The sequence below is a fragment of the Moorella naiadis (nom. illeg.) genome (genome assembly GCF_051020825.1).
Classification (GTDB): Bacteria; Bacillota; DSM-521; order Neomoorellales; family Neomoorellaceae; genus Neomoorella; species Neomoorella naiadis.
Map to the genome: position 1 here is coordinate 12,975 of NZ_JAXGFQ010000010.1, position 22,813 is coordinate 35,787.

The 22,813-nt window shown below is 48.5% G+C and carries 31 protein-coding genes, 1 other RNA gene and 1 pseudogene; 9 read left to right on the forward strand and 24 right to left on the reverse strand.

Annotated elements, in window-relative coordinates; genetic code table 11:
• Window positions 1–137 precede the first annotated feature (137 nt).
• From SDD30_RS08150 to SDD30_RS08230, 17 genes are all read right to left on the reverse strand, one after another.
• Window positions 138–404, reverse strand: coding sequence for a hypothetical protein (locus SDD30_RS08150; RefSeq protein ID WP_434074429.1), 267 nt, complete (start codon window positions 402–404; stop codon window positions 138–140).
• The gene (locus tag SDD30_RS08155) at window positions 404–694 is read right to left on the reverse strand and encodes a hypothetical protein (RefSeq protein WP_434074430.1); all 291 of its coding nucleotides are present in this window, start codon (window positions 692–694) and stop codon (window positions 404–406) included. The genes SDD30_RS08150 and SDD30_RS08155 overlap by 1 nt, the downstream gene beginning before the upstream one ends.
• A gap of 845 nt (window positions 695–1,539) precedes the next feature.
• The gene (locus SDD30_RS08160) at window positions 1,540–2,022 is read right to left on the reverse strand and encodes a hypothetical protein (protein WP_434074431.1); all 483 of its coding nucleotides are present in this window, start codon (window positions 2,020–2,022) and stop codon (window positions 1,540–1,542) included.
• On the reverse strand, window positions 2,019–3,044 hold the full coding sequence (locus SDD30_RS08165; RefSeq protein WP_434074432.1) for a fibronectin type III domain-containing protein: 1,026 nt from the start codon (window positions 3,042–3,044) through the stop codon (window positions 2,019–2,021). The genes SDD30_RS08160 and SDD30_RS08165 overlap by 4 nt, the downstream gene beginning before the upstream one ends.
• Window positions 3,045–3,683: a lytic transglycosylase domain-containing protein gene (locus SDD30_RS08170; protein ID WP_434074433.1), complete on the reverse strand. Its 639-nt coding sequence runs from the start codon at window positions 3,681–3,683 to the stop codon at window positions 3,045–3,047. It abuts the gene before it with no gap.
• 2 nt (window positions 3,684–3,685) lie between these two features.
• Window positions 3,686–5,797, reverse strand: coding sequence for a fibronectin type III domain-containing protein (locus SDD30_RS08175; RefSeq protein WP_434074434.1), 2,112 nt, complete (start codon window positions 5,795–5,797; stop codon window positions 3,686–3,688).
• Complete coding sequence (locus tag SDD30_RS08180; protein WP_434074435.1) at window positions 5,760–6,905, reverse strand: glycosyltransferase family 2 protein; 1,146 nt, start codon at window positions 6,903–6,905, stop codon at window positions 5,760–5,762. Before SDD30_RS08180 ends, SDD30_RS08175 begins: the two co-directional genes overlap by 38 nt.
• Window positions 6,906–6,984: 79 nt before the next feature.
• Window positions 6,985–7,137 (reverse strand): hypothetical protein, encoded by a 153-nt coding sequence (locus SDD30_RS08185; protein ID WP_434074436.1) that lies wholly within the window; start codon window positions 7,135–7,137, stop codon window positions 6,985–6,987.
• Window positions 7,138–7,379: 242 nt separating this feature from the next.
• Window positions 7,380–7,532: a hypothetical protein gene (locus tag SDD30_RS08190; RefSeq protein WP_406677642.1), complete on the reverse strand. Its 153-nt coding sequence runs from the start codon at window positions 7,530–7,532 to the stop codon at window positions 7,380–7,382.
• 240 nt (window positions 7,533–7,772) lie between these two features.
• Entirely contained in the window at window positions 7,773–7,928 is a 156-nt protein-coding gene (locus SDD30_RS08195) for a hypothetical protein (RefSeq protein WP_434074437.1), read from the reverse strand.
• Window positions 7,929–8,011: 83 nt separating this feature from the next.
• Entirely contained in the window at window positions 8,012–8,296 is a 285-nt protein-coding gene (locus SDD30_RS08200) for a sigma-70 RNA polymerase sigma factor region 4 domain-containing protein (protein WP_434074438.1), read from the reverse strand.
• Between the two features lie 109 nt (window positions 8,297–8,405).
• Window positions 8,406–8,975: a replicative helicase loader/inhibitor gene (locus tag SDD30_RS08205; RefSeq protein ID WP_434074439.1), complete on the reverse strand. Its 570-nt coding sequence runs from the start codon at window positions 8,973–8,975 to the stop codon at window positions 8,406–8,408.
• Window positions 8,972–9,976: an LvrA C-terminal domain-related protein gene (locus SDD30_RS08210; protein WP_434074440.1), complete on the reverse strand. Its 1,005-nt coding sequence runs from the start codon at window positions 9,974–9,976 to the stop codon at window positions 8,972–8,974. The genes SDD30_RS08205 and SDD30_RS08210 overlap by 4 nt, the downstream gene beginning before the upstream one ends.
• A gap of 301 nt (window positions 9,977–10,277) precedes the next feature.
• A complete protein-coding gene (locus SDD30_RS08215; RefSeq protein ID WP_434074441.1) occupies window positions 10,278–10,649 on the reverse strand; it encodes a hypothetical protein in 372 nt (123 codons plus the stop codon).
• Between the two features lie 167 nt (window positions 10,650–10,816).
• Window positions 10,817–11,002: a hypothetical protein gene (locus SDD30_RS08220; protein ID WP_434074442.1), complete on the reverse strand. Its 186-nt coding sequence runs from the start codon at window positions 11,000–11,002 to the stop codon at window positions 10,817–10,819.
• Window positions 11,003–11,015: 13 nt separating this feature from the next.
• Complete coding sequence (locus SDD30_RS08225) at window positions 11,016–11,249, reverse strand: hypothetical protein (RefSeq protein WP_434074443.1); 234 nt, start codon at window positions 11,247–11,249, stop codon at window positions 11,016–11,018.
• Between the two features lie 2 nt (window positions 11,250–11,251).
• Entirely contained in the window at window positions 11,252–11,485 is a 234-nt protein-coding gene (locus tag SDD30_RS08230) for a helix-turn-helix transcriptional regulator (RefSeq protein WP_434074444.1), read from the reverse strand.
• Between the two features lie 150 nt (window positions 11,486–11,635).
• Between SDD30_RS08230 and SDD30_RS08235 the strand changes: the two genes are divergently transcribed.
• The 6 genes and pseudogenes from SDD30_RS08235 to SDD30_RS08260 form a co-directional block, all read left to right on the forward strand.
• On the forward strand, window positions 11,636–11,980 hold the full coding sequence (locus SDD30_RS08235; RefSeq protein ID WP_434074445.1) for a helix-turn-helix domain-containing protein: 345 nt from the start codon (window positions 11,636–11,638) through the stop codon (window positions 11,978–11,980).
• A 15-nt stretch (window positions 11,981–11,995) separates the two neighbouring features.
• Window positions 11,996–12,154 (forward strand): hypothetical protein, encoded by a 159-nt coding sequence (locus SDD30_RS08240; RefSeq protein ID WP_434074446.1) that lies wholly within the window; start codon window positions 11,996–11,998, stop codon window positions 12,152–12,154.
• 5 nt (window positions 12,155–12,159) lie between these two features.
• A complete protein-coding gene (locus SDD30_RS08245) occupies window positions 12,160–12,618 on the forward strand; it encodes a type II toxin-antitoxin system VapC family toxin (protein WP_434074447.1) in 459 nt (152 codons plus the stop codon).
• Window positions 12,619–12,639: 21 nt separating this feature from the next.
• Window positions 12,640–13,266, forward strand: a complete 627-nt coding sequence (locus SDD30_RS08250) for an ImmA/IrrE family metallo-endopeptidase (protein ID WP_434074448.1) — start codon at window positions 12,640–12,642, stop codon at window positions 13,264–13,266.
• 25 nt (window positions 13,267–13,291) lie between these two features.
• Window positions 13,292–13,819, forward strand: coding sequence for a restriction endonuclease (locus SDD30_RS08255; RefSeq protein ID WP_434074449.1), 528 nt, complete (start codon window positions 13,292–13,294; stop codon window positions 13,817–13,819).
• A pseudogene (locus SDD30_RS08260) lies at window positions 13,816–14,856 on the forward strand (recombinase family protein); the annotation flags it as partial. The gene SDD30_RS08255 and the pseudogene SDD30_RS08260, both read left to right, overlap by 4 nt.
• Before the next feature lie 452 nt (window positions 14,857–15,308).
• On the opposite strand, the gene ssrA reads toward SDD30_RS08260, so the two are convergent.
• From ssrA to secG, 6 genes are all read right to left on the reverse strand, one after another.
• Window positions 15,309–15,667, reverse strand: a transfer-messenger RNA (tmRNA) gene (gene ssrA / locus SDD30_RS08265).
• A gap of 3 nt (window positions 15,668–15,670) precedes the next feature.
• A complete protein-coding gene (gene smpB / locus SDD30_RS08270; protein ID WP_434074528.1) occupies window positions 15,671–16,138 on the reverse strand; it encodes an SsrA-binding protein SmpB in 468 nt (155 codons plus the stop codon).
• Between the two features lie 81 nt (window positions 16,139–16,219).
• Complete coding sequence (locus SDD30_RS08275; protein ID WP_434074450.1) at window positions 16,220–16,486, reverse strand: YkuS family protein; 267 nt, start codon at window positions 16,484–16,486, stop codon at window positions 16,220–16,222.
• Between the two features lie 35 nt (window positions 16,487–16,521).
• Window positions 16,522–18,912, reverse strand: coding sequence for a ribonuclease R (gene rnr, locus SDD30_RS08280; protein WP_434074451.1), 2,391 nt, complete (start codon window positions 18,910–18,912; stop codon window positions 16,522–16,524).
• A gap of 302 nt (window positions 18,913–19,214) precedes the next feature.
• A complete protein-coding gene (locus tag SDD30_RS08285; RefSeq protein WP_434074452.1) occupies window positions 19,215–19,766 on the reverse strand; it encodes an HDIG domain-containing metalloprotein in 552 nt (183 codons plus the stop codon).
• 85 nt (window positions 19,767–19,851) lie between these two features.
• Window positions 19,852–20,076 (reverse strand): preprotein translocase subunit SecG, encoded by a 225-nt coding sequence (gene secG, locus SDD30_RS08290; RefSeq protein WP_434074453.1) that lies wholly within the window; start codon window positions 20,074–20,076, stop codon window positions 19,852–19,854.
• On the opposite strand from secG, the gene SDD30_RS08295 reads away from it, so the two are divergent.
• The 3 genes from SDD30_RS08295 to SDD30_RS08305 all read left to right on the forward strand — a co-directional run bounded on the left by SDD30_RS08295 (window position 20,068) and on the right by SDD30_RS08305 (window position 21,661).
• A complete protein-coding gene (locus SDD30_RS08295; RefSeq protein WP_434074454.1) occupies window positions 20,068–20,238 on the forward strand; it encodes a hypothetical protein in 171 nt (56 codons plus the stop codon). The two genes, secG and SDD30_RS08295, sit on opposite strands and share 9 nt — an antisense overlap.
• Window positions 20,239–20,314: 76 nt before the next feature.
• Window positions 20,315–20,524: a hypothetical protein gene (locus SDD30_RS08300; RefSeq protein WP_434074455.1), complete on the forward strand. Its 210-nt coding sequence runs from the start codon at window positions 20,315–20,317 to the stop codon at window positions 20,522–20,524.
• A gap of 243 nt (window positions 20,525–20,767) precedes the next feature.
• Complete coding sequence (locus SDD30_RS08305) at window positions 20,768–21,661, forward strand: MBL fold metallo-hydrolase (protein ID WP_434074456.1); 894 nt, start codon at window positions 20,768–20,770, stop codon at window positions 21,659–21,661.
• Between the two features lie 89 nt (window positions 21,662–21,750).
• Here the strand turns inward: SDD30_RS08305 and SDD30_RS08310 are convergent, their stop codons facing one another.
• Window positions 21,751–22,566: a DUF72 domain-containing protein gene (locus tag SDD30_RS08310; RefSeq protein WP_434074457.1), complete on the reverse strand. Its 816-nt coding sequence runs from the start codon at window positions 22,564–22,566 to the stop codon at window positions 21,751–21,753.
• Between the last annotated feature and the right edge of the window lie 247 nt (window positions 22,567–22,813).

Genomic DNA, 22,813 nt, shown 5'->3' on the forward strand with positions numbered 1-22,813 from the left:
ATTACTATCGTGGACCCCGAAATGGCTCCCGCATTTGGCTTACGGCGGGAAAAAATATCTCGCCAATACATTTATCCCTAAACGGGGTATTGACGCAATACAGGGCAAATATAGGGCTCTAAAGGACATCCTTATTTTTACCACCATTTGACACCTTCTTTAAAGGCAAGATAGAGGCTATAGGTCTTTCTCGCCACCAGCACCCCCAGGATGAGGAAAGCGCTGGCTACTATGCTCCCTATAAGCGCCCTCCATTCTGGCGATAGCAAAGAAAGAGGACCAAGGAAATAATCAAGATTTAACCCTCGAACCGCAACCAGGGAAACTCCCTCCAGACGGTCCCGCGCTGAAGTCAGGATCTGTATTACCGGGTTAAAAATGCTATCTACTATCCGCTGGAACATTACTTTTCACCCCCGGCAATTTTAATGATGGCGTAGGCAGTCATAAGCCATATGAAAACGGCCATTATAACCGCTATCGTATTAAAACCCGTCTGGTTTAGAAAGCCGTCCACGGCATTCCATCCACCCTGGTAGGCACCCGGCATGTAATAATACTGGGTGCTGCCAGAAAAGCCCAGGAGTTGCCCAAAGGTATTAAAGACCCCTGCAATTATGCTTCCCACCAGTTTAAAGAGGCCAAATAATATCTGTATTACCAAGACCACTATATCAAAGCACTTGCTTAACAAGTAAGTAAACCCCGTTACCAGCCATAAAAAAGGTTGGAAAAGAGCAATGACAAACTGCTTTAGGGCCTCCCAAAGATTAGAGAGCAAGCTACCTAACCAGCCAAAAAGGGTTCCTATACCGTTAAAAAGCCCCTCTATTATGCCCGAGAAAAACTCATACATAGATCTTCACCTCAATTCAAAGGCGGATCTGGCGTTAAAGGGGTATCTCTAGTAAGGGGTGCATCTTTAGATAGGGGCGCATCCCTGGCAGCGGGGGGATCCATGATAACTGGGTCAGGCTGGTGGGGCGCATCTTTGATTACCGGGTCCGGGCTGCTCGGCGGGTCCATGTTAACAGAATCTGGTGATTTAGGAGCATCAATTTTGAATGGATCCGGTTTCCTGGGAGTATCTGGCACTTGAGCTATATCCGAATTTAACGGAGTATCAACTGTTGCTGCCGGGTCATGGGCCATAATCGTTGGATCGGGTACTGCCGGTAAAGGGCCAGGGCTATCTATTGGCGGCGGCATAGTCGGTACGGTCCGGTCATAAGTATAGGGCTGCTGAAGAGGTTCCGGTTGAGTAGGGGGTGTTGGGTTAAATGTTGGCATAGTAGGTGTGCTAACGCTTATATTCCCGCTTCGCGGGGTTGTGAGGTAATCGTTTATATTCCCTACCGTACTATTAATCTGCTGCACCTGGCCATATATCTGTTGGGTTTGGCTATAAATCGCCTGCACCTGGCTATAGAGGTTACTTAGTTGAGATTGCACCTGTTGTAGTGTGCTTATTACGCTGCTATTTTGGCTCTCAATAGTCTGAAGCTCGGTAACTACCGTGCTAAATTCTACACTGCAGGGTCAGGTAGACCCACTTGAAGGGGGAGGAGTTGTCCCGCCACTGCCTGCGTCAGAAGTATCTGGGGCCGGAAATATAGTTGTATCTCCAAAGGTAGTTGTTACCTGCGAAAACCATACATATCTTTTACCTGGGTCGCTTCCGGTCGTTAGAGATATTTTAACTCCCCAAGCATTGGTAGGAGCATTTACTGTTTGACCGCTAGAGGTAATATTCGTTTCAGACATTTGGGCTAAATTTACGTCATAGAAAATTAAGCTTACAGAATCGCTAGTAGTAATCCCAGCCCATTCCACTGTTACTGTTTGCAGGTAAGGAGGGTAGGTATTATTGGTGTTAGCAACCACAATATCGCTTAAAGCGCTACTACTCTCATAAGATGAAACATATACGGGACTGGGAGCATTATAGGTAGTAGCCCAGGTTGGAATGGCTTGGCTAAATATCAAGGGCATTAAGAATGCTATCACAAGCCATTTTTTCATATTATCCGCAACTTCCCCCCTCGAAAAATTGTTCTCGCGGCTCTAGCTACCATAAAGGCGGCACCAATAGCGAAGAGAATTGTAAAAGCAGGCATTAAATCATTAAGGTAAGGGTTTATAGCGCTAATATAAGAGCTTATGGTTATCTCCTGTGGCGCCGGCGTTGTATAAGCCTGGATAGTAGCAGTATTAGAGATGTTCCCATCCGAATATATCGCCACCAAACCCACCTGATAGGCCCGGCTTGGCTGGAGGCCTTTGACCATAAAGTTGTTTTCCGCTGTCTCTCCTACTTTCTGGCCGTTAACAAGCACCTGGTACTTGGCTACCCCTTCCGATTTGTCCCAGGTCAACCAAAGGGTATCTTCGGAATGATTATATAGCTGTAATCCTGTAGGGGCAGGTATTGACCGGATATTGAATTGCGCTGGTGTAGATCGGGGGCCCTCCCCATAGTCGTTCACACCGGCTACCGCTACTGAGTGAACCCCTGGCGTCAGGTTTTGCAGGTCGGCAGCCTGGAGGCCCCCGGCCTGTGGCTGCACATCGGCTACCGGCTGGCCGTCCACATATAAGCGGCAAACCTTAATTTGCTGGTATGGCGGCAGGGCTTCCCAGGTTACTGAGGCGCTACTATCTGTTACCTGGCTCACTACCGGGGTATTAGGCATAGTTGGCGGCGGTGGCAAGGTCGTAAAAGATACTGAAGAAGATGGTCCACTTTCGCCTAAATCGTTAGCTGCTGTGACATAAACGCTATACTGGCTATTGGGCTGCAAGCCGGTTAGCTCCACCCCCGGCCCGGTTAATCCCAGCCACCTGTTGCCGTTCACATAAATGCTATACTGCGTAGCATAAGGAACCGGGTCCCAGGCTACATAGGCTGTTGTATCCTTCACCCCGGATACGGTTACCCCGGTTGGTGAAGCTGGCGGCGCTGTTGGGTCTATAGCATAGGCAGGCACCAGTTTAATGAGGGTTAGAAATATAGATAGCATGATTATCGGTGTCATTTTTCTCATTTACTTTTCGCCCCCAATAATCCCCATTACCATGGCTATATAGCTAACAGTATCTTTAAACGGCGGTATACCTCCATACTGCTTGACCGCCCCGGAGCCGGCGTTATAAGCGGCCAGGGCCAGGGGGAGGTTGCCAAATTGGTCCAACTGTTGCCGGAGGTACATAGCCCCGCCCAGGATGTTTTCCTGCGGATTATAAGGGTTAACCCCAAGGGCTTTAGCGGTTGCCGGCATAAGCTGCATTACCCCTATTGCCCCGGCAGGGGAAACGGTATTTTGATTACCCCCTGACTCGGCCAGGGCAACCGCCTTCAGCCAGGAGGCTTTAATGCCCACCTTTTCGGCAGCCCAGGAGATCCATTGCTCTATTTGCTCTCCCATTTTCTGCGCTAATGATGGCCTGGAGAAGTAGGTTATTTGTATTCCTTGAGGGCTATAAATTACTTCAGGCTTTTTAACATCAACTTCAGCTATATTTTGGGGCTGTTTTATGCCCTGGCAGTTTATTTCCTGCGGCTTCAGCTGGGTAATAGTAGCTACTTTTATAACAGGCGCGGCAGGACTGGCTACTGCCGCGCCTGCCAGTATATTAAAAGTGGCCGTCCAGATAACGGCGGCCACAATTATTTTTTTAATCACGGTTACAACCTCCTTGCAATAAAAGCTTTTATGGCTTCAATCAAGAATGGAGAGGCTTTAAGGCCGAAATACAGGGCCAGCAGTCCACCTGTCGGGACCATTACTATTCCCATATTAGAAATTAAATCGCTGGCCATTTGTGAGGTGCCGGGGGTTGTAATGGAGGATATAGTCACTCCTACCTTATCTGAGGGGTACTGCTCCCCCGTTGGAGCCACGGCCACCACCTGGACCGTGTAATATCCGGGAGTGCTGGCCGTGTAGTTATGACTCGTCGCGCTGGTGGTAGTGACTTCTTGATTATTGACAAGAACTTTATAGATGTAGCCGCTCCCCGAACTTGTCCAGGAGATTTTAATGGTCCTACCGTCCACCATGGCCGTCACAACCGGCTTAGGCGATGCCGGCGTGGTCATGGTGGCGGCATTGCTTATATCGGAAATGAAGCCACTGGTAGAATAGGCCTTTATCCCATAAATATACCTGGTGTTAGGGATGATGTTGTTATCTATATAGCTCGTTTCCCCGGCCCCTACTCTGGCTATTTCGATATAGTCACGGTAAATTATATAACCTGCCAGGGTTGGTTCTGTATTCGGGTTCCAAGATAGCTGAACATGGTCAAATGATGCTATCGCCTTGAGACCCGTTGGCGCGGCTATTTCCGGCGGCGTAGTTACCGTAGCGGCGTTACTTATATCTGAGACGTTGTTGCTGCTATCATAGGCTTTTATCCCATAAGTGTAAGTCGTATTTGGCTGGGCACCGTTATCTAAATAACTCGTCTCTGAAGGCCCCACCCTGGCTATCTCCACATAGTCTCGGTAAATTATATAGCCAGCAAGGCCGGGATCCGTGTTGGGCTGCCAGGTAAGCTGGACCTGGTTATAGGCCAGAGCAGTAGCTGTTAATCCTTGCGGCGTTGATACTACTGGTACTGGTGGCGTAGTTACCGTGGCGGCGTTACTTATATCTGATATGGTTCCATTGATACCATATGCTTTAATTCCATAGGTATATTGAGTATTGGGGCTAACACCATTATCGATATAGGTGGTTGCTGTGGGTCCTACTCTAGCAATTTCTACATAATCCCTGTAAATGATATAACCAGCCAAGTTAGTATCTGGGTCTTGTTGCCAGTTTAGTTTAACCTGATTATAGGCGGTAGCAATGGCTGTAAGGCCCTGGGGAACAGTCATTAAAGTGGTTGCGGTAACACCGCTGCTTAAAGTTGATACGTTTCCACTTGTATCAAAGGCTGCAATGCTATAAGTGTAAGTCATATTTCCCATAAGATTATTATCATAATAACTGGTAGTTGTTGGTCCTAAAGTAGCTATTTTATTATTATCTCTATATATGTAGTATCCGGCTAAATCTGCTTCTGTGTTTGCGTTCCAGCTTAAATATATTTGAGTAGGGGATAAAGAAGTTGCCGTTAAACCCGTAGGAATAGAGGGCGGCGTAGTATCAGGGGCGTTTACAATATAAAGTGTCGGTACTGTATCATTTGAAGGGTTAATAGTCCCTAATAGGGTTAACCCGGTATTGTCAAATTTATTTACTTGATCGTTACTAAAAATATTTGTTAAATATATACTGAGCTGCTTGGGTGGATAAGAATTGCTCTGACTAGTACCCAAATAAACTTTTACATCCTTAATTACTTTGCTTGTACCTAAGTCAAAAGCAAATCTAGCTTTGTTTGTATTACTAGGATAATTACCATATAAAAATTTTGTAGTATGAGCCCAGTTATCGTAATAACTACCATCAGTTAAAAGATGTTTGTTCCAAACATTACTTCCATTGCCATCTAAATAATCCCAATATGTAGGTAACGTTCCAGTTGCAGTATCATAAGCAGTAAAGGGTGTTAAGTTATTAACTATATTTATGCCATTTTGATCTTCAACTATTATTTCATTAATAATAGCTCCGCCTAGACCACTAGTAGGCCCTTGATAGCCATTTACTTCTATCACAATATACCTATAAGTTGTATCTGCAAAAGCACTAGGTATTAAAGTTATAAACAATAAAAAAGAAAAAAGTAAAATAAGCCATGTAGATTTATATATGCGGCGTCCGCCACCAGCTTTTTTGTCCACAAGTCACCACCCCATAAGCCGTAACCGGCAGCCAGGTAAAGAAGAAGGCCCCGGCGGTTACCAGGTAGGCCCAGGCCCGGCCGTTTTTTACCCTTTCTGCTGCCATCGGCAATATAAACGTTACTGGCGCCGTCACCAGGACGCTCAAAAGGTACTGCCACCCAAACAGGGCCAGGGACATCCCGACTGAAGCCATGACCACCAGATGCATGGGCACCCACATTATGCCGTCTATGGCCTGGATAGCTGCCCCTGGCTTCCCGGCCAGCCAGGCCTTTACCGCCTGAACCGCCAGGCGGGGCAAGTACTTCATAGTTACCTGGGTTTGGCCCCTTATCCACCTTAACCTTTGCCGCATTGAGTTTTCCAGTAACAGCGGCTTCTGGTCATATACCACGGCTCCGGGAGCAAATTTAATCCTTTCGCCAGCCAGTATTAACTGGCAAGTATATTCCACGTCATCCGTCAGGGTTTCAACCCGCCAGCCGATGCGCTTTATAACATCCGTGCTGATGCAGAAGCCTGTCCCGGCCAGCCAGCTTGACAGGCCCAGCAATGACCGGGCCATATTCAACCGGCATATGTACCAGAACATATAGGCGTAGTTGGCTGTTATCCAGCTATCGTTAGGATTTAGGGTTTCTAAATAGCCCTGGACTACTTTATTGCCCTTCTGTAGTTCACTATCCAGGGCGCTTAAAAAACCAGAGTCTACCCGGTTATCTGCGTCCAGAATAACCACCGCGTCATACTTTTCAAGGTCTATCGCATTAAAAGCCCATTTAAGGGCGTGTTGTTTTCCACGTTGAGGATCTTGCCTTTCCAGGGCTATCGCCCCTGCCTGCCGGGCAAGTGCGGCGGTCCTATCGGTACAGTTATCGGCTATAACGTAAACGTTGAATAACTCTTTAGGGTAACGGCAGTTTTTAACTGAAGCTATAGAGGCGGCAATAACCCCTTCCTCATTATGGGCCGGAAACAATACCGCAAAGCGGCTTTTCCCCTCCCCCGCCGGCTCTGCCGGCGGCGTCCGGGCAATTGCCAGGGAGATGAAAAGCCATACCAGGTGATAGAAATAAAAGATGGTGATGACTTCTAAAAGTATCATTGACCCTTACTCCTGAGAAAGGCTGTAATGCTATAAAGAGCCCTTTATTAGGGCTCTTTATAGCATTACTTAGTAAGGACTAAGCCCGGCGGCGAGAAAAGACGGTCTTGGCGGCTCCGATAACCAGAGGAGTGGCCATGATGCCCAGGCCTATAGCTAGTAACGGCCAAAGAGAGCCAAACACCTGGCCAATGTACTGCAAAACATCGGTAGGAACAATATTAAGACTCATCCTTTATCCCTCCCGTATAGGTGTAATTTATAGCTGTCCGCCCAATGAGCGGTAGGCTACCCCCGGTGATCCTCGATAAATTTTCTAAATGCATTAACTATCCCCTCAAGCAAGAGCGTTGCTAACGCTATTCCTATGGCAGCAGCCAGGATAGGCCAGATGGAATAAAAGCAATTAATAAATGCCTGGTAAAATAAGCTAATATCATAATTAAGCTGCCATTGTGGCATCTAACCACCGCCTTACCTGGCGTAATGGCGGAAGATCATAATTAACCCACCAAATACGAAAAGGGCTAACAAAGCACCTATGAAGGGCCAGAGCAAAGGCGTGAGGCTGCCGAAAACATTAGCAAACTGGTGATATACTTCGCTCATATCTACGTTAAAGGACATCCCTCACCCCTCCTACCTTAACAGGACCAGGCCCATTGCCAGCATAGATAACCCTGTTATAGCAAAGAATACGGCTTTTATTAGCCAGGGATTACTGAAAAACCACATTACCGCATAGGCAAAGTTATAATCCACGCCACCACCCCGCTAACCTTAGCACCAGGTACAAGGTGGCAAAGGGCCCCAGAAAGGCCATACCGTAGATCGCTACCAACGAATGACCGGGTATTATCTGCCACATCAGATAAAGCCCTCCCGGTCCGCTATGTCGTAGATCACCTTAAAACTTAATACGGCCAGTATCAGGGCCAGCAGGCCGCCGATAATAATATCGCCGTAGCTTAACTGCTGGAGAACCTTGAATAATCCGTGGGGCGTCTGTACTAAATATTCCATCAATGCCACCCCTTACTTACAAAGTAAGCCATGATTGACAGAAAAACAATGAAGAAAAAATGAAAAGGCCGGCGGCTGTTTTATTAGACTATTTTCCTCATTGTGCGAGCTAAAATCTCATTTTCGCGGCTTACCACATAAACCTTTAGCTTTTCCAGTACCCGCTGGCGTATATGGTAAATAGTCCTCACCGTATAAGACATTTCTTCGGCAATCTGCTCATAAGTTGCGCCGTCAACATATTTCCTTTTGGCGAAATATTGTTCGCGTTCTGGCAGCAACGAGATAAACTTGTCTATCATGCGCTGTTGTTCCGAGCTCAGGAAGTCATAGTTCTTTAACAGGTAGTCATAATTGGTTAAGGGCATATAATTATCCCTCCCAAAGATAGTTTAAGTTTTAACCAACCTCGCTCAAGGTATTTTGTTGTGGTAATAAACCAAAAGATAAACCAAAGAGATAAATAATACAGTCAGGCTAAGGACCCCCATAATCATCTCCCACCACCCTGGGCAATATTTCCGAAACAGGGTTAAGACCGCTTACCCTGCTGGCTGCAGGTAATTGCTTTACGGTTCCTGTTATGAGTTCTTTAACCTTTGCTGGCAATAAAGCCTGTTCCTGCTCCCTGGCGCGGTATTGTTCATAGATCCGCATGAAGTGCGCCCGTTCTACTCCCGGGTCCGTGCTAAGACAAATATTTTTCCACCCCACGGCGTCAACGGCTTTTTTTATGGCTTCGTGGGAAAATTGCGGCGTGCCATAGCTTCCCACGCGCTTGATTTCCCTGACAACCTCACCCCAAGCTTCCCCGGATTGAGGTAAAGTATCCTGGGTGCTGAACTTTAAGGCTTTAGTCCTCAGTTCGGCCACTGTCGGATAATACTGGGACTCTGCTATATGGGCCAGGGCCGCGGCTTCCCCTAACTTTGCAGGTATGTCGGCCAGCATTTTGATATAAAGTTTCCCTGTTGCTTTTGGTAAACTGTAGTTTGGGTAGGCCGCAGTCAGTAGCGTAAGTATTTCAATGGCCTCTTCCCTGGTCATGGATACTCGTCACCCCTTGCTAATTGTCTCAGTGTATCCCAGGCTTTGGGCTCTATGGCATCAGGGCTGGCTCTAAGGGGTATACCAGTATCTTGCCCCGGCTCTGCCCTGGCCTTTGATGAGGATAGATAATCCTCATAAGACCTAGATGGCCCCAGGAAGGTTGCAGCGTGTTTTATAAACCGCTCATCAATACCATTCTGGCGGCAGTATTTGGCATAGTTTAGGGCAGCTATTATCAAGTCATCTGGCTTAATACCTTCTTTAAGCCTTGCCCGCCAGGATTTATAGGCAGCCCTCTTTTCTAGCTTGCGCGGGTAAATAGCCCAGAAATGCTCAAATTCGGCTGTGTATGCTTCTTGTACTTTGTTTTTAGCAAATTTATTGCATTCTTTATGTGGTGGCTGGTCAGTAACCGCCGAAGCCGCAGGCGAAGGCGGATTTTCTCCCCCCTGCACCCCCCTAGATTCTTTATCATCCCCTGGGGTTATTATCTCTGTATCAAGATCCACGTTAGTTTCTGAAGGAGAAGGAGAAGGAGAAGGTCCACTGAGTGGCATTTCTCGCCGCTCAATGGCACTTTGAGGCACTGAATTATAATCAGTGGCATTTTGCGGCATTATGCGATGCTCGTTAATATTAGGCGGCGCTGGATATTGGGATTTATCCTCTCTTCTCTTAGTTGCAGGTATATAGGTCTGGTACTTATAAAATGAGTTTCTGAAGGCAAGATATTGCTTACCATTAACCTGGTACAGGGTTATAAGCCCTACTTCGGCTATAGCCTGTAAAGCTTCCTGAATTTCATGGGTTGTGACGTTGAAGGCAGGAAAGACTTGCAGCTTTATTTCCATGGGGTCTGCCGTAAATCTTCCCCAGTCGTCCGCGTGGGGAATAAGCCAGGTGAAGGCCAGGACCGCGAAGGGTCCGGCCTTTTCTGCCAGTGCAGCTACCCTGGTATCAGTGGAAATATCGGTAGATATATTCCTTTTTCTGGACATCTTGGCACCTCAAATAGTCTTTATTGCACTTCATCTTTGGTAATTATTCTGCCTTTCTATAGTCAAACCCTAAACACTCTTGAATCGCCTCTGCAAGGCCACCAAAAATAAACCCATTAGAACAATTACTCCGGGGGCTTTTTCTTTTTCTATCGTCTGAGCGCAATCACGGCAGTAATAAACGCAGCCTTTTCGGGTAATAACCTGCCGGCATTGAGGCAAGAAAAGAAAAATACGACCGCATCGATTGCATTTTTGGATTAAAGATATATGGTAAGTGTAGGACATGCTTATATCAGCTCTATTTTTCAACTTTCCCATTGTCTATTAGATACCTCAACGCCACGGCCAAAGTTGTAGCGTCTACTTTATTATCAATGCCAATAAATTCTTGAACGTCATAAAGGCTGCAATCGCCCGGGACTACGCCGCAACGCTGGAAATTAGGAATACTAACCAGATAGCCGCTATTAGTTTCAGCCAGGTAAACATCCATTCTAGTAGAACGTCCGCTAACCTCAAAATACTCACCGGCCCTTAAGGTAATGCGCACCGGCCACTTTTCCTTACCCCTCGCAGCCATAATGGTAGCTACATGCTCTTTCATATTGGCCCGACGCATATGCTCCAATGCTTCTGCCCTAACCCTTTCTTGCATTTCTTGAGTTAACATAATTCCGCCTCCTTTTAATTTGGAGCAATAATATAAAACAAGATATAGGTAGAGGCCAGTAAGGTAATAATAGAAACAGCATCCAGGATGTAATCACGAATTTTCATTATTTATCCCTCTAATCGACTAAATTTAAGGCATCGGAGTGGTATTATTTTGTTAAAGAGCTAACTTATAAGTTCTGCCTCTTCCTTTTGCCCAGGAATAAGGCCCAGTTTCTGCATATGGTTGAAACATACTTCCGCAATGGTATCGAGGTAATAAGGATCATCTGGTATCTCTTCAATGATTTCTTCGCTTATAGTTGAAAGCTTGCGCCCTTCCCTTTTGGCCGTTATTTTTAGTAAGTACATCCTGATCACAACCCTATTTCTTTGCTGGATACCAGAGTTCAATCGCTCCACGCATCAAAAGAACAACGTACCTGACTTCTTCAGGACTTTCACATCCCGCTATAATGGTCTGTAAGGTTGTTGAGCTTAAATTAACCAGATAATTTAACCTTTCCATGCTAAATGGCCGCTGTATAAAAGATGTGGCTGCAATTTCATTAAACTGATAATCGCCGGCAAGAATTTTAGTTCTCCCGCCTTTTAACACTACTACCCTTCAGTACCGTTATAACCATGGTGACTATCTGACACATTATTAGATAAAAAAATATCTTCAACTTTACACCCTAATATATTAGCTATTTTTAAGGCTATGTCTATTGATGGTGTACGACTCCCCCTTTCATAATGAGCATAGGCGGCTCTTGCAATACCTAACCTATTTGCTATTTCTGCCTGGGTAAACAAGGCCTGTTTTCGTGCCTTTATCAATTGAATACGCATTTTTGTCACCCCCCGTGTCTAACTGACACTTACATTATAACGTGCCCATATGACACTTGTCAAGCATTTTATAAAAATAAGGTGTCTTTTCGTCACAGGTAGTTGCTATATGACACTATTATAATTAAAATACTTTTGGAGGGGTACCCAATGTTGGGCAACCGAATTAAGCAAAAACGATTAGAACTAGGTCTTACTCAAGAGGATGTTGCAAAAAAAATAGGTGTAAATAGGTCAACCGTATCCTCTTGGGAGATTGGAAGAAGAGAACCCGATGGAGAAATATTGGCTAAACTTGCTAATATACTTCAATGTTCCACTGATTTTTTACTTCGGAATAAGACTTCCTCTTTACAACAAAAGGACCCTGTAGAAGAAAACTGGCCGGAAGTATTACAAGTCCTGCGCAGGTCCGGGAAAAAACCCACGGCCCAGGAAAGGAAAAAAATAGCCAAGATAATTGAAACAGCAATTGAAGCTATCACCGAAGATTAGAGAGGATGATAAAGCATGAAAACAACCAAAAGGGTTATTGATAACAAAAAAGCAGCTAAAACTGTCTTTGTGATAAAAAAGAGGGAACCCACTAAAAAAGAAAAACTGGCCGCCGCAAGGAGAGTACGAGGGCTATGGGCCTGTAAAGATACGTCATTCTTTGATCAGGAATAAATGTTATGAATGGCGTCCTTCTAGATACTGGTATTCTCGTTGATTATTTACGCTATCTTAGAAGATCCAGGCCTAAGAACAAAAGGCAGGCTTTTTTGTCGCAACAGGCGGCAAAGCTCATTGAGGGCTTTATTCAAAATGAGGCCCCCATATTTATTTCTGTCCATACCCTGAAAGAGTTACTCCAATACCCCTATATTTCCCCTGAAGAAGAAAAAAGGATATTAGAAGATATACCGGTATTTTGCAAGATTATCGGGACAGGCCCAAAAGTAGCGAAAATAGCCGGCCTGTTAAGCAGGCAGTCGGCGGAATACCGGGAGCACCATGTTGAGGATTGTTATATCGCCGCCACCGCTATCGCCAGGGGGTTGCCCATCTACACCACCAATCCTAAAGACTTTGAATATGTGAAGCATAACAAACTAAAAATCTTTCAGCCTTACAAATATAAAGAACCCTAGCCCTGGAGATGAAGCTAAGAATTGAATAAAATCAAACCGATAAGGATAAGGGCTGCCTTCGCAAAAGCTACTGCCCGTTTTTTTCTTAATGGGCTTGGTATTAATCAATTCCCTATTAACGCTATAAAAATAGTTCAAAAGTTAGCCCAGTTATATTACTTCTCGGATGATACAGAAGAAGGTTTTACTACATATCACCCTGCCGAAGGTTATAAGGTGTACATAAATATATACCTGCCAGATGGCCGAATAAATTGGACCTATACCCACGAATTGGCGCATATAGTGCTTAAACACTTCCAGACTTATGACTGCAATTCCCTAAATGATCAAGAATTAAGCATTTTAGACCGGGAAGCCAATATCTTTGTTAGGGAATTTTTAATGCCTGAAAAATTGGTCAGGATGTACGCTATCCCCCCTGTCAGTGTTCCCGCTTTAGGAAACCTAAAAGAAAAATTTGATGTTTCCTGGGAAGCAATGATTAACCGTCTAGATGAATTAGGCATTCAGAATAAAGCCATGACACATAAAATGTTAGCTGAATGGCGGCAAAGTAAAACCTTAGAGATAAGCAACCCTAAATATGACGATTTTATGAAAGCTATAAGGGAAATGTTAGATTTTGTAGATAATTTCAAGTGGTAATAAAGGCCAAAGGGAAGATATACCCATGGGACAAATAATCACTTTTAAAATGATCATGCAATTAGTATGGATTATATTGGAATTCTCGGCTATACCTTTAATGCTCCTTATTATTAAGTATTTTATTGAATACCTAATAGACACCATTAGATATAACAGGTTAAAAAGCACTGGAATGTTAGAGATAGACCAAATGTCTGGCCGCGACTTTGAGATCCGTTTAAAGGCTTTATTTAAGCACCTGGGTTATAAGGTTGATTTAAAACGCGGGTATAAAGACCACGGTGCGGATCTTATTCTTATAGGTTCTGGAGGAGCCAGGGTAGCGGTACAAGCAAAAAAATTGTCTAACAGGAATGGAAGAGTAGGGGCTAAAGTAATAGGAGAAGCTTTAAGGGGTAAGCAATATTATAATTGTCATTATGCCATGATAATTACTAACCAGTATTTTACAGAACAGGCAATAGAGGAAGCCAAAAGGACAGGAGTAACACTTATGGATAGAAATACCTTGCTAAAATACCTGGAAAAAGAAAAGGGTGTTTCTGCATGAAAGCCGTCTTATACGCCAGGTTTTCAAGTAATAATCAAAGGGAAGAAAGTATCTTGGCCCAAATACGTGCTATAAAAGAATATGCCAAAAGGCAAGGGATAACCATCATAAGGGAATATACTGATGAAGCTAGAAGCGCTACAACAGATGACAGGCCCAGCTTTTTGCAGATGATAGCCGATTTAAAAAGTGAAATCAAAGTAGACTATGTGCTTATCCACAAATATGACCGCTTTGCTCGCAATCGTTATGATGCGGCGTTTTATAAAAGGGAAATTCAAAAGGCAGGAGCTAAACTTGTTGCAGTAGATCAACCTCTAGATGATAGTCCTGAAAGTGTGATACTTGAAGGGGTACTAGAAGCCTTTGCTGAGTATTATTCTAAGAATTTGGGCCGTGAGGTAATGAAGGGCATGAGGGAAACAGCCTTCCAGGCCAAACATACAGGCGGTAAACCTCCCCTGGGGTATGATGTTACTACGGAAGGTACATATTGCATTAACGAAAAAGAAGCTGAAGCAGTCAGGTTAATCTTTAAAATGTTCCTCGATTGCTATGGCTATGGCAAAATTATTCAAGCCTTAAATGAAAAGGGTTATAAGACAAAGGTAGGTAACCCTTTTTCTAAAAACTCCATCCACGATATCCTTAAAAATGAAAAGTATACTGGTACTTATATATTTAACCGCGCGGCAAGCAAAAAGTTTGGCAAGCGAAACAACCATGCCAGCAAAAATGCCGAAGAAATAATCCGCATCCCCAGAGCCATGCCGGCCATAATATCCCCAGCCGAATTTGAAAGGGTGCAAAAGATAATGGAAGAACGTAAAGTACTGAGCCCCAGGCAAAAAGGTAATGTGATTTATATTCTCACTGGAAAAGTTTTTTGCGGGGAATGCGGGGCAGCTTTTGTTGGTAATAGCTCTCGCCCTGGCCGGGGTAATAAACGTTATCATATCTATGAGTGTAATAACCGTATCAGGACCCACCAATGCCAGAATAAAGCTGTCCGCAAGGAAGGTCTGGAAAACTATGTGTTTGATGAAATTGAAAGGCGACTTAACCCCGCAGAATTTAAAAACCTGGCTACAAAAGTAGTTGAATTAGCCAAGGAAAGACAGCAGGAAAATAGACAGCAACTCAAATATATTGAAAAACGATTAGATGAGGTACAAAAACGTATAAATAAACTGTTTGAGGCCTTAGAAACCGGGGCATTAGATATAAGTATAGCAGGCGAAAGAATTAAAGCTTACAAGGCAGAAAAAAGCCAGCTAGAGGCCAGGTTAGAGGAAATAAATAATAACAGTTTACAGCTTACTGAGGTTATGGTCCTGGATTATTTACAACGAACCCTAAAATTCATTATAGACAGGGATAACCCCATTGAGTGTAAAAAAATAGTGGACCATTTAGTCCACAAAATTATTGTATATCAAGATCGGATTGAGGTAATCCTGAAATTTAATCCCCCAATTCCGGATAAGGCTGGTGGAGGCGAGGGGAGTCGAACCCCTGTCCGAAGGTACACCCACAGTAGCTTCTACCAGGATAGCTTCCGTTTTAAATCTCGCCCTTAGGTCTCCCGGAAACCGGATACCCGTGGGCCAGCCCGCTTGATATTCCCTTCAGACCCCCGGGCCGGGGCCTTGCCGGTAGCCTGCTCGATTTGACACCCGCATCTCGTCCCCGCAGGCCGGGACCAGGCGGATGGGCTACTTAATTAACTAAGCAGCCAGAGCTAAATTATCGTCGGCACTTAAAAGCCGTTCCACCGTTTAACGAGCCGGTGGGATCTCGCCTGGCTACTACTGCCAATGCCACCCCCGTCGAAACCATTACGCCCCCAGGTTAGATTTTCTGTCTCTCACGTAAAGCCCTGGCTATTTCCCGCTGGGCGTCCCGGGCGGCGATATCTTCCCGTTTATCATAGAGGCGTTTTCCCTTGACCAGAGCCAGTTCCACCTTGGCCCGGCCGCGTTCATTAAAATACACCTTCAGGGGTATTAAGGTCAACCCCTTTTCCCGGACTTTACCGTACAGGCGCTGGATCTCATATCGGTGCATGAGCAGGCGCCGCGGTCGCCGCGGTTCGTGGTTAAAACGATTACCCTGTTCAAAGGGGCTGATATGCATGTCATGCAGGATCAGTTCGCCGTTTTCCACCCGGGCGTAGCTATCCTTGATATTAGCCCGGCCATTACGCAGGGATTTAACTTCCGTCCCGGTAAGGGCCATACCGGCCTCAAAGGTTTCCTCGATAAAATAATCGTGGCGGGCACGGCGATTATCCGTCACGATCTTAACCTGGCGGCCCATAGGCGTCACACTCGCTTTCCCGCCTACTTTATTATAACACAGATCGGCGGGGTGACGTCAAGAGGCGTCGCCAAATTCTACCTAATGCAACAGTTGTAGGTGTTCCCTAACCATGGAAGTTATCTCGTCGGCCGTCTTGCCGGCCGCCTCGATGACCGGCACCCGGGTCTTCAGGTCAGCCATACCCATAAAGTTGGTTGACTGGCCGCTAATGACGACCGCGCCGTAATCCTGCAGCCGTTCTGGTGTCATATCCGTTATATCTAGCCGCTCTACCTGGAGGCCGTTTTCGGCCAGGTGCTCGCCAATGGCGCTGAGATCCCTCTCTACTGCTACCCGCTGGGGCATAAGAGAACCTCCTCCCAAATAAGATATAACTATTATTAACGCGGCCGGGGAGTTTTATTCCGTTTACCCCGGGACTTACCCTTACTGCGGGACGGATCATAGTCCCGGATAGGCCCGGGCTCCTTCCCTCCAGCCTTGCCAACAGCCGATCTAGCTCTTTTTTTCCGGGCTTTAGCGCCAGCTGGCCCGGATTTTCTCTTTCCGGCTTTAGCCCCGGTGGTTTCGCCCCCCTTAGCCCGGACGCTAATTCCTTGCCGCAGGCCCCCGGTCTTAACGCCCGGGGCATCAGGCGCTTCAGTATCTGATTTTGCTAATTCAAAATCCACCTGGCGGGCTTCGACATTCGCCCGGGTAACTACCACCTCTACCGGCTGGCCAATGCGAAAGGACCTGCCTGTATGTTCGCCGACCAGGGTCAGCTGATCTTCCTGGTAGTGGTAATAATCGTCCGTCAGGGTCGAGACGTGGACCAGACCCTCCACGGTATTCTCCAGCTCTACAAAGAAGCCGTAGGGTACCACCCCGCTGATGACCCCGGTAAAGATCGAGCCTACATGGCGCTCCATATACTGGACCTTTTTCATATCCAGGGATTCCCGTTCGGCCTCTTCGGCCAGCTTCTCCCTCTCCGAAGCCTTGACGGCAGCCAGATTCACCAGGTTGTCGAGCTCCGCCAGCCGCTCTGCTGTTATACCCTGGGGAGACCAGGTTTCCCGGAGAACGCGGTGGACCACCAGGTCCGGGTAGCGGCGGATTGGTGAGGTAAAGTGGCAGTAATAGGTGGAAGCCAGGCCGAAGTGGCCCAGGCAGTCGCCAGCATAGCGGGCGTGCATCATGGAGCGCAGCATCACCATGCTGATGACCCGTTCTTCCGGCCGGCCCTTGACAGCCTTTAGGATCTCCTGGAAGGCCCGGGGCTTAACCCGCCCTTCTCGGTTGGGTTTGATGTGGAAGCCGAAAAAGGCCAGGAAGCGATTTAGATCCTCCAGTTTATCCGGTGCCGGCTCTTCATGCACCCGGTAAACGGCGGGCACCGCCAGCTCGTAGAGGTGCCGGGCCACCACTTCGTTGGCAGCAATCATAAACTCCTCGATCAGGCCCTCAGCTACCGACCGCTGCCGTGGGATAATGGCCACCGGCAGCCCCTGGTCATCCAGTTTTACTTTGGCTTCGGGGAAATCGAAGTCAATGGCGCCCCGCCGCCGGCGTCGCCGGCGCAAGATGGCCGCCAGCCGGGCCATGTTCCTAAAATCAGGCACCAGTTCCCAGTAGCGCTCCGTGAGCTCCGGAACCTTTTCCTCCAGGAGGCGCCGGACGTCGTCATAGGTCATGCGCTCCCGCACCCTGATCACCGAGGGAAAGAGCTCATAGGCCTCAATGCTGCCCGCCGGCGTAATGGTCATCAGGGCCGTCAGGGCCAGGCGGTCTTCGCCGGCATTTAAAGAGCAGATCCCATTGGAGAGCCTGGTCGGCAGCATCGGAATAACCCGGTCGACGAAATAAACACTCGTTGCCCGGTTAAAGGCCTCCCGGTCCAGGGGCCTGCCCTCCCGGACGTAGAAGCTGACATCGGCAATATGGACTCCTAGCAGGTAGCTGCCGTCCGGCCGTAACTCCAGGGAAACGGCATCATCCAGGTCACGGGCATCAGCGCCGTCAATGGTCACCAAGCGCCAGTCCCGCAGGTCGTGGCGGCGGGCCAGTTCCTCCTGGGCGATCCCTTCCGGGATCGCTGCCGCCTCCTGCAGGACCGCCGGAGGAAATTCTGGCTCCAGGCCGTATTTCTTGATAATGCTTAAAACGTCCACCCCGGGCGCACCAGTTTGCCCCAGGACCTGGATGATCCGCCCCTCGGGGTTGCGCCGCGCCTCGGGCCAGCGGGTGATCTCGACTACAACTTTATCCCGGTCCCTGGCCTCCAGGGAGGCCCCGGCAGGGATTATTATATCCTGATGCAGCCGGGTGTCGTCGGGAATGACAAAATCTAGGTTGCGGGTGGCGTCAAAGGTCCCCACCACCCGCTTATTGACCCGCTGCAGGACGCGGATAATCTCTCCTTCCCGGCGGCGGCCGCCGATGGCGGTACCGGGGAGCACCCGGGCCAGGACCCGGTCACCATGCATGGCGCCGTTGATATTCAGGGCGCTGATATATAAGTCCTCGCGCTCCTTTTCCAGGGGAACTACAAAGGCGTAACCTTTGGCGGAAGCCTGGAGGCGGCCGCTGACCAGATCCATCTTTTCCGGCAGGCCGTATTTATCCTTCCTGGTACGGACGATTAAACCCTCTTGTTCCAGAGAATATAGGAATTCCCGGAAAGCCCCGGCGTCATCGTCATCTATCCCCAGGGCGGTCATTAACTCCGCCGCCGTCAGGGGCCGGTAGGACCGGGCCCGCATCATGGTGAGTAGTTCTTCGTGGTCCATTTAAATTCCCTTTCTCTCGAGATTGCGATCTTTCATTCTACGCCCGTTACCTGGGAGCTACCCGGCTCGGTTGCCCACCTGGCGTTACGCTGCCTGGCCGAGGTGCCATAGATTGCTCCCCGTGCCAATCTGAGTAATTACCGATGTGGGTACCTGCCTGGCCGGCAAAGGGTACCGGCCGCCCGGGGTCGGCTTCCCACGGAGGGGTGTAAAATAAGGCTTCCGATCTTCAGGCCTCGTTATGTATTATGCAACCACTCGGCCTTAAAAAAATACCCGGCGTACCACCGGGTATAGTAATTTTATAATCCCAGTTCCGCGGCTATCCCCTGCATGGCCTCCAGGCCAATGTGGAAGAAATCCTCCAGGGTCAGCCCCAGTTCGCTGCAGGCGGCCATGGTCTCCCGGTTGGCCCCGCGGGCGAAGGATTTTTCCTGGTAGCGATTAAGTAAAAATGGTACGTCGACGATGGCCAGCTTTTTCTCCGGGCGGATCAAGGCCGCAGCGACAATCAACCCCGTTAGGGGATCAGTAGCGTAAAGGGCTTTGCTCAGACGATCCTGCCGCGGCAGACCATGGCGTTCATTATGGACCTTAACGGCGTAGATTACATCCTCCGGCAGGCCCTCCCGGGCCAGCATCTCCGCCCCTACCAGGCTGTGACGGTCCGGTTCCTCTTTGGTCTCCTCATAATCGATGTCATGGAGCAAGCCGGCTACAGCCCACTTTTCTTCATCTTCGCCAAAGTGCCGGGCCAGGGCAGCCATGACGGCCCCTACTGCCAGGCAGTGCTTGCGCAGGTTTTTATTTTTGACGTGCCTTGCCATGAGCTTCCGGGCTGCTTCTTGATCCATTGATTCCCATCTCCTCGCAACCTAAAAAAATTGGGCATTATTGCCCGTCAACACCTCATATACTATCATATACTATCATATACTATCATATAATCGATAGAAGCAGGGTAAACACGATAAATATGCCCGCTAGAACGGCTGAAATCCGCGCCAAGAAATCATCCAGGCCCTTTTTTTTACCGAAAATAGCTTCGGCACCGCCGGCAATGGCACCGGACATCCCAGCACTGCGGCCTGACTGCAAAAGGACTGTGGCTATCAACCCCAGGGCCACCAGTATATCGAGAATCAGGATAATTGTATGCAGCAAAATTTTCACCCCCTGGCTGCACTACCTGCAGCCTTAATTTTAACAAAAAAAGCTGGGGTAAAGCAAGAAAAAGTTGCCTGGCGCAAATTAAATAAAAACCTGCCTCCCGTGCTGCCAGGAAGAGAGATTGACCTGAAAAGTCTACCAAATCGTTCCCAGTAACCAAGAAACCGGTTTTAAAAAATCCTGTATACATGATACAATAACCCTAGAAAATCCGGAGGGAGGAGATTTATCCATGTTTCAGGAAGTAAGTCACGCGGGAATTAAAAATATCCTTCCTGAGCAGGAACAGATTATGAACGGTCTCCCCGGAGTTTACGGCAACGGTATCCCCTGTGACCAGGTCGAGTGTATCTACTGTTTAAACAACCATTACTGCTGTCGCGCCTGGCCGCCGCGAAATGCTGACGGCTACTGTAAAAACTTTATCTCCATCAACGACTGAGTGCCGGCAGGCACTTTTTTTATGCCCTTCTGGCGTTCCAGGGGACTACCCTGTCTTCCACTCGGCGATTATAATAGAGCAGTGAGTCTGAAACCCCTGCACCAAACAACCTCAGCGCCAGGTTCCTGCCAGGCACCACTGGAGCCTGCCCCACCAGCCTGTAGGAAACTTCAGGGGGATCATTTCCGGTAGAACCCTGTTTGCGGAAGAACAGGCAGTGTCACCAGGAAAGGAACGATAGTATTGGAACTGATCAAGATTCATGGTCACACCCACTATATTCCCGGCGCCACCAATGCCGGCGTTTTCACTACTAAAAGCGGTTATTGCCTGTTAATTGATTCCGGCATCAACAATACAATTGCCCATAAAATCAGCCAGGTCCTGGCCGGTAATGACCTCAAACCCCGGTACCTCCTGACCACCCACGGCCACGCCGACCATTTCGGCGCCCATTCCCTGTTGAAGGAACTCTACCCTGGCCTGGAGATCCTGGCTTCGCCCCTGGAAAAGCCTTTTATGGAGAATAACCTCCTGGGCACAACTGCCCTTTACGGGGCCAATCCCTTTGACGAGATTAAAGTACCCCTCCTCTTCGCCCGGCCGGCGGCAGTTGATTTGACCATTACGCCGGGGCCACTGAAACTCCTGGATCAGCACCTCCAGGTCCTGGCCACGCCGGGGCATACTGCCGGGCACCTGGCCTTCCTTACCCCGGATGGAGTTCTCTTTTGCGGCGATGCCGTCTATGATCCGGCCACCCTGGCCAAGTATCCTGTACCTTTCCTGCTGGATATCAAGGCCGAACTGGCTACCCTGGGAACCCTGGCCGGTATGGATATTCCTTTCTTGCTGCCGGCCCACGGGCGGGAGGTTATTATTGATCCGGCGCCGGTACTGGAAAAAAACCGCCGCCAGATAAACAACTGCCTGGAGATGCTTCTGGACCTCCTGGCCCAGCCCCTGACCCGGGAAGATTTACTGGCTCAGGTGGCCATCCTGGAGGATATGACTATGGACGTACCCCAGTACTTCCTTAACCTGGCCAGCCTATCGGCCTTTATCAGCTACTTGAAGGACGAAGGGCGCCTTGCCTGCACCGTGGAGAATGGCAAGCTCTATTTTTACGTCTCCTAAGGAATACTGGGTTAACCCTCTAACCCCCGGCCACTAATTCCTTTATGGTGGGGGCACGAGGCATAAAATCCAGGCCAGCAGGGTTCTAACTACCCCCCACCGGCCAGCAGTTCCTTGAGCATCCGGGCGTTAGTTACTGCCTGGGAGTGGTAGTGGTTGTTAAAGGCTACGAAAACCTGGCGGGCCTGGTCGGCCAGGTAGGCGATGCCAGGCAGCCACTCCTTCAGTTCGGCCGCTGTGTACAGGTAGTCGTAGCGCTCATAAGCCTCATCATGCCGCCACCATTTAGCAGCGTTACGGCCGTGGAAGCGGACATAAGCCAGGGGGGCGGTGCAGTAGACGGCCCGCCCCGGCAACCCGGGCAGCTGCGGCTCATCGACGCAGGTATAGGCTATTTCGTAGTGGGCCAAAAAGTCCCGGACGGCATCCTGGATCCAGCCGGCCTGCCGAAATTCTACCACCAGGGGCAGGCCGGGCAGGAGTTCCCGTAAGCGCACCAGGTACCCCCGGTTGGCCTGGTTATTGTGAAAGGAATAGGGGAACTGGAGCAGGACGGCTCCCAGGCGGCCTCGATCTATTAGGGGCTGCAGGGCCTGGCGGAATTGTTTGCTGTCACCGGCAACGCTCTCCCCCCGGTCGTGGGTCAGGGTGCGGTAGGCCTTGACAGCGAAGATAAAGTCCCCTGGCACCCGGCGGGCCATTTGCTCCAGGTTCTGGGGCCGCGGCAGGGTATAATAAGAGGAGTTGATCTCCGTGAAGTTAAATTCGCGGGCATAGTAAGGCAGCATCTCCCTGGCCGCTAGCCCCGGCGGGTAAAAGTAACCCAGCCAGTCGCGGTAGCTGTAGCCGGAAGTGCCGATGTATATAGCAGAAGTCAACCCTGTCATTACTTCTTTTGCCGCCATACCTCAATCTCCGCCTATAATAAGTAAACGATTCCGGCTGCCAGGGCGAGGGCGATCCAGGCGGCAAGGCCGGGCGCCGTATAGCCGAGCATAGCCCGAAACAATTCTCTATTCTATGATGATACTCCTGAACTAAAGATGGCAGCCACCAGGTAGTGAATTCCCTGGAGGAAAGCAGCGATGGCCAGGAAAACTATGCCTGCAGTGCGCCTCGACAAGTTTCTCTACCCCCGTGATTTTAATTAAT

Excerpts from the sequence above, each read along its gene's own strand:
- SDD30_RS08150 (WP_434074429.1), bottom strand. The coding sequence starts at position 404 with ATGTTCCAGCGGATAGTAGATAGCATTTTTAACCCGGTAATACAGATC.
- SDD30_RS08160 (WP_434074431.1), bottom strand. The coding sequence starts at position 2,022 with ATGAAAAAATGGCTTGTGATAGCATTCTTAATGCCCTTGATATTTAGC.
- SDD30_RS08165 (WP_434074432.1), bottom strand. The coding sequence starts at position 3,044 with ATGAGAAAAATGACACCGATAATCATGCTATCTATATTTCTAACCCTC.
- SDD30_RS08180 (WP_434074435.1), bottom strand. The coding sequence starts at position 6,905 with ATGATACTTTTAGAAGTCATCACCATCTTTTATTTCTATCACCTGGTA.
- SDD30_RS08185 (WP_434074436.1), bottom strand. The coding sequence starts at position 7,137 with ATGAGTCTTAATATTGTTCCTACCGATGTTTTGCAGTACATTGGCCAG.
- SDD30_RS08190 (WP_406677642.1), bottom strand. The coding sequence starts at position 7,532 with ATGTCCTTTAACGTAGATATGAGCGAAGTATATCACCAGTTTGCTAAT.
- SDD30_RS08195 (WP_434074437.1), bottom strand. The coding sequence starts at position 7,928 with ATGGAATATTTAGTACAGACGCCCCACGGATTATTCAAGGTTCTCCAG.
- SDD30_RS08200 (WP_434074438.1), bottom strand. The coding sequence starts at position 8,296 with ATGCCCTTAACCAATTATGACTACCTGTTAAAGAACTATGACTTCCTG.
- SDD30_RS08205 (WP_434074439.1), bottom strand. The coding sequence starts at position 8,975 with ATGACCAGGGAAGAGGCCATTGAAATACTTACGCTACTGACTGCGGCC.
- SDD30_RS08210 (WP_434074440.1), bottom strand. The coding sequence starts at position 9,976 with ATGTCCAGAAAAAGGAATATATCTACCGATATTTCCACTGATACCAGG.
- SDD30_RS08215 (WP_434074441.1), bottom strand. The coding sequence starts at position 10,649 with ATGTTAACTCAAGAAATGCAAGAAAGGGTTAGGGCAGAAGCATTGGAG.
- SDD30_RS08220 (WP_434074442.1), bottom strand. The coding sequence starts at position 11,002 with ATGTACTTACTAAAAATAACGGCCAAAAGGGAAGGGCGCAAGCTTTCA.
- SDD30_RS08230 (WP_434074444.1), bottom strand. The coding sequence starts at position 11,485 with ATGCGTATTCAATTGATAAAGGCACGAAAACAGGCCTTGTTTACCCAG.
- SDD30_RS08235 (WP_434074445.1), top strand. The coding sequence starts at position 11,636 with ATGTTGGGCAACCGAATTAAGCAAAAACGATTAGAACTAGGTCTTACT.
- SDD30_RS08240 (WP_434074446.1), top strand. The coding sequence starts at position 11,996 with ATGAAAACAACCAAAAGGGTTATTGATAACAAAAAAGCAGCTAAAACT.
- SDD30_RS08245 (WP_434074447.1), top strand. The coding sequence starts at position 12,160 with ATGAATGGCGTCCTTCTAGATACTGGTATTCTCGTTGATTATTTACGC.
- SDD30_RS08255 (WP_434074449.1), top strand. The coding sequence starts at position 13,292 with ATGGGACAAATAATCACTTTTAAAATGATCATGCAATTAGTATGGATT.
- smpB (WP_434074528.1), bottom strand. The coding sequence starts at position 16,138 with ATGGGCCGCCAGGTTAAGATCGTGACGGATAATCGCCGTGCCCGCCAC.
- SDD30_RS08275 (WP_434074450.1), bottom strand. The coding sequence starts at position 16,486 with ATGCCCCAGCGGGTAGCAGTAGAGAGGGATCTCAGCGCCATTGGCGAG.
- rnr (WP_434074451.1), bottom strand. The coding sequence starts at position 18,912 with ATGGACCACGAAGAACTACTCACCATGATGCGGGCCCGGTCCTACCGG.
- SDD30_RS08285 (WP_434074452.1), bottom strand. The coding sequence starts at position 19,766 with ATGGATCAAGAAGCAGCCCGGAAGCTCATGGCAAGGCACGTCAAAAAT.
- SDD30_RS08295 (WP_434074454.1), top strand. The coding sequence starts at position 20,068 with ATGCAGCAAAATTTTCACCCCCTGGCTGCACTACCTGCAGCCTTAATT.
- SDD30_RS08300 (WP_434074455.1), top strand. The coding sequence starts at position 20,315 with ATGTTTCAGGAAGTAAGTCACGCGGGAATTAAAAATATCCTTCCTGAG.
- SDD30_RS08310 (WP_434074457.1), bottom strand. The coding sequence starts at position 22,566 with ATGGCGGCAAAAGAAGTAATGACAGGGTTGACTTCTGCTATATACATC.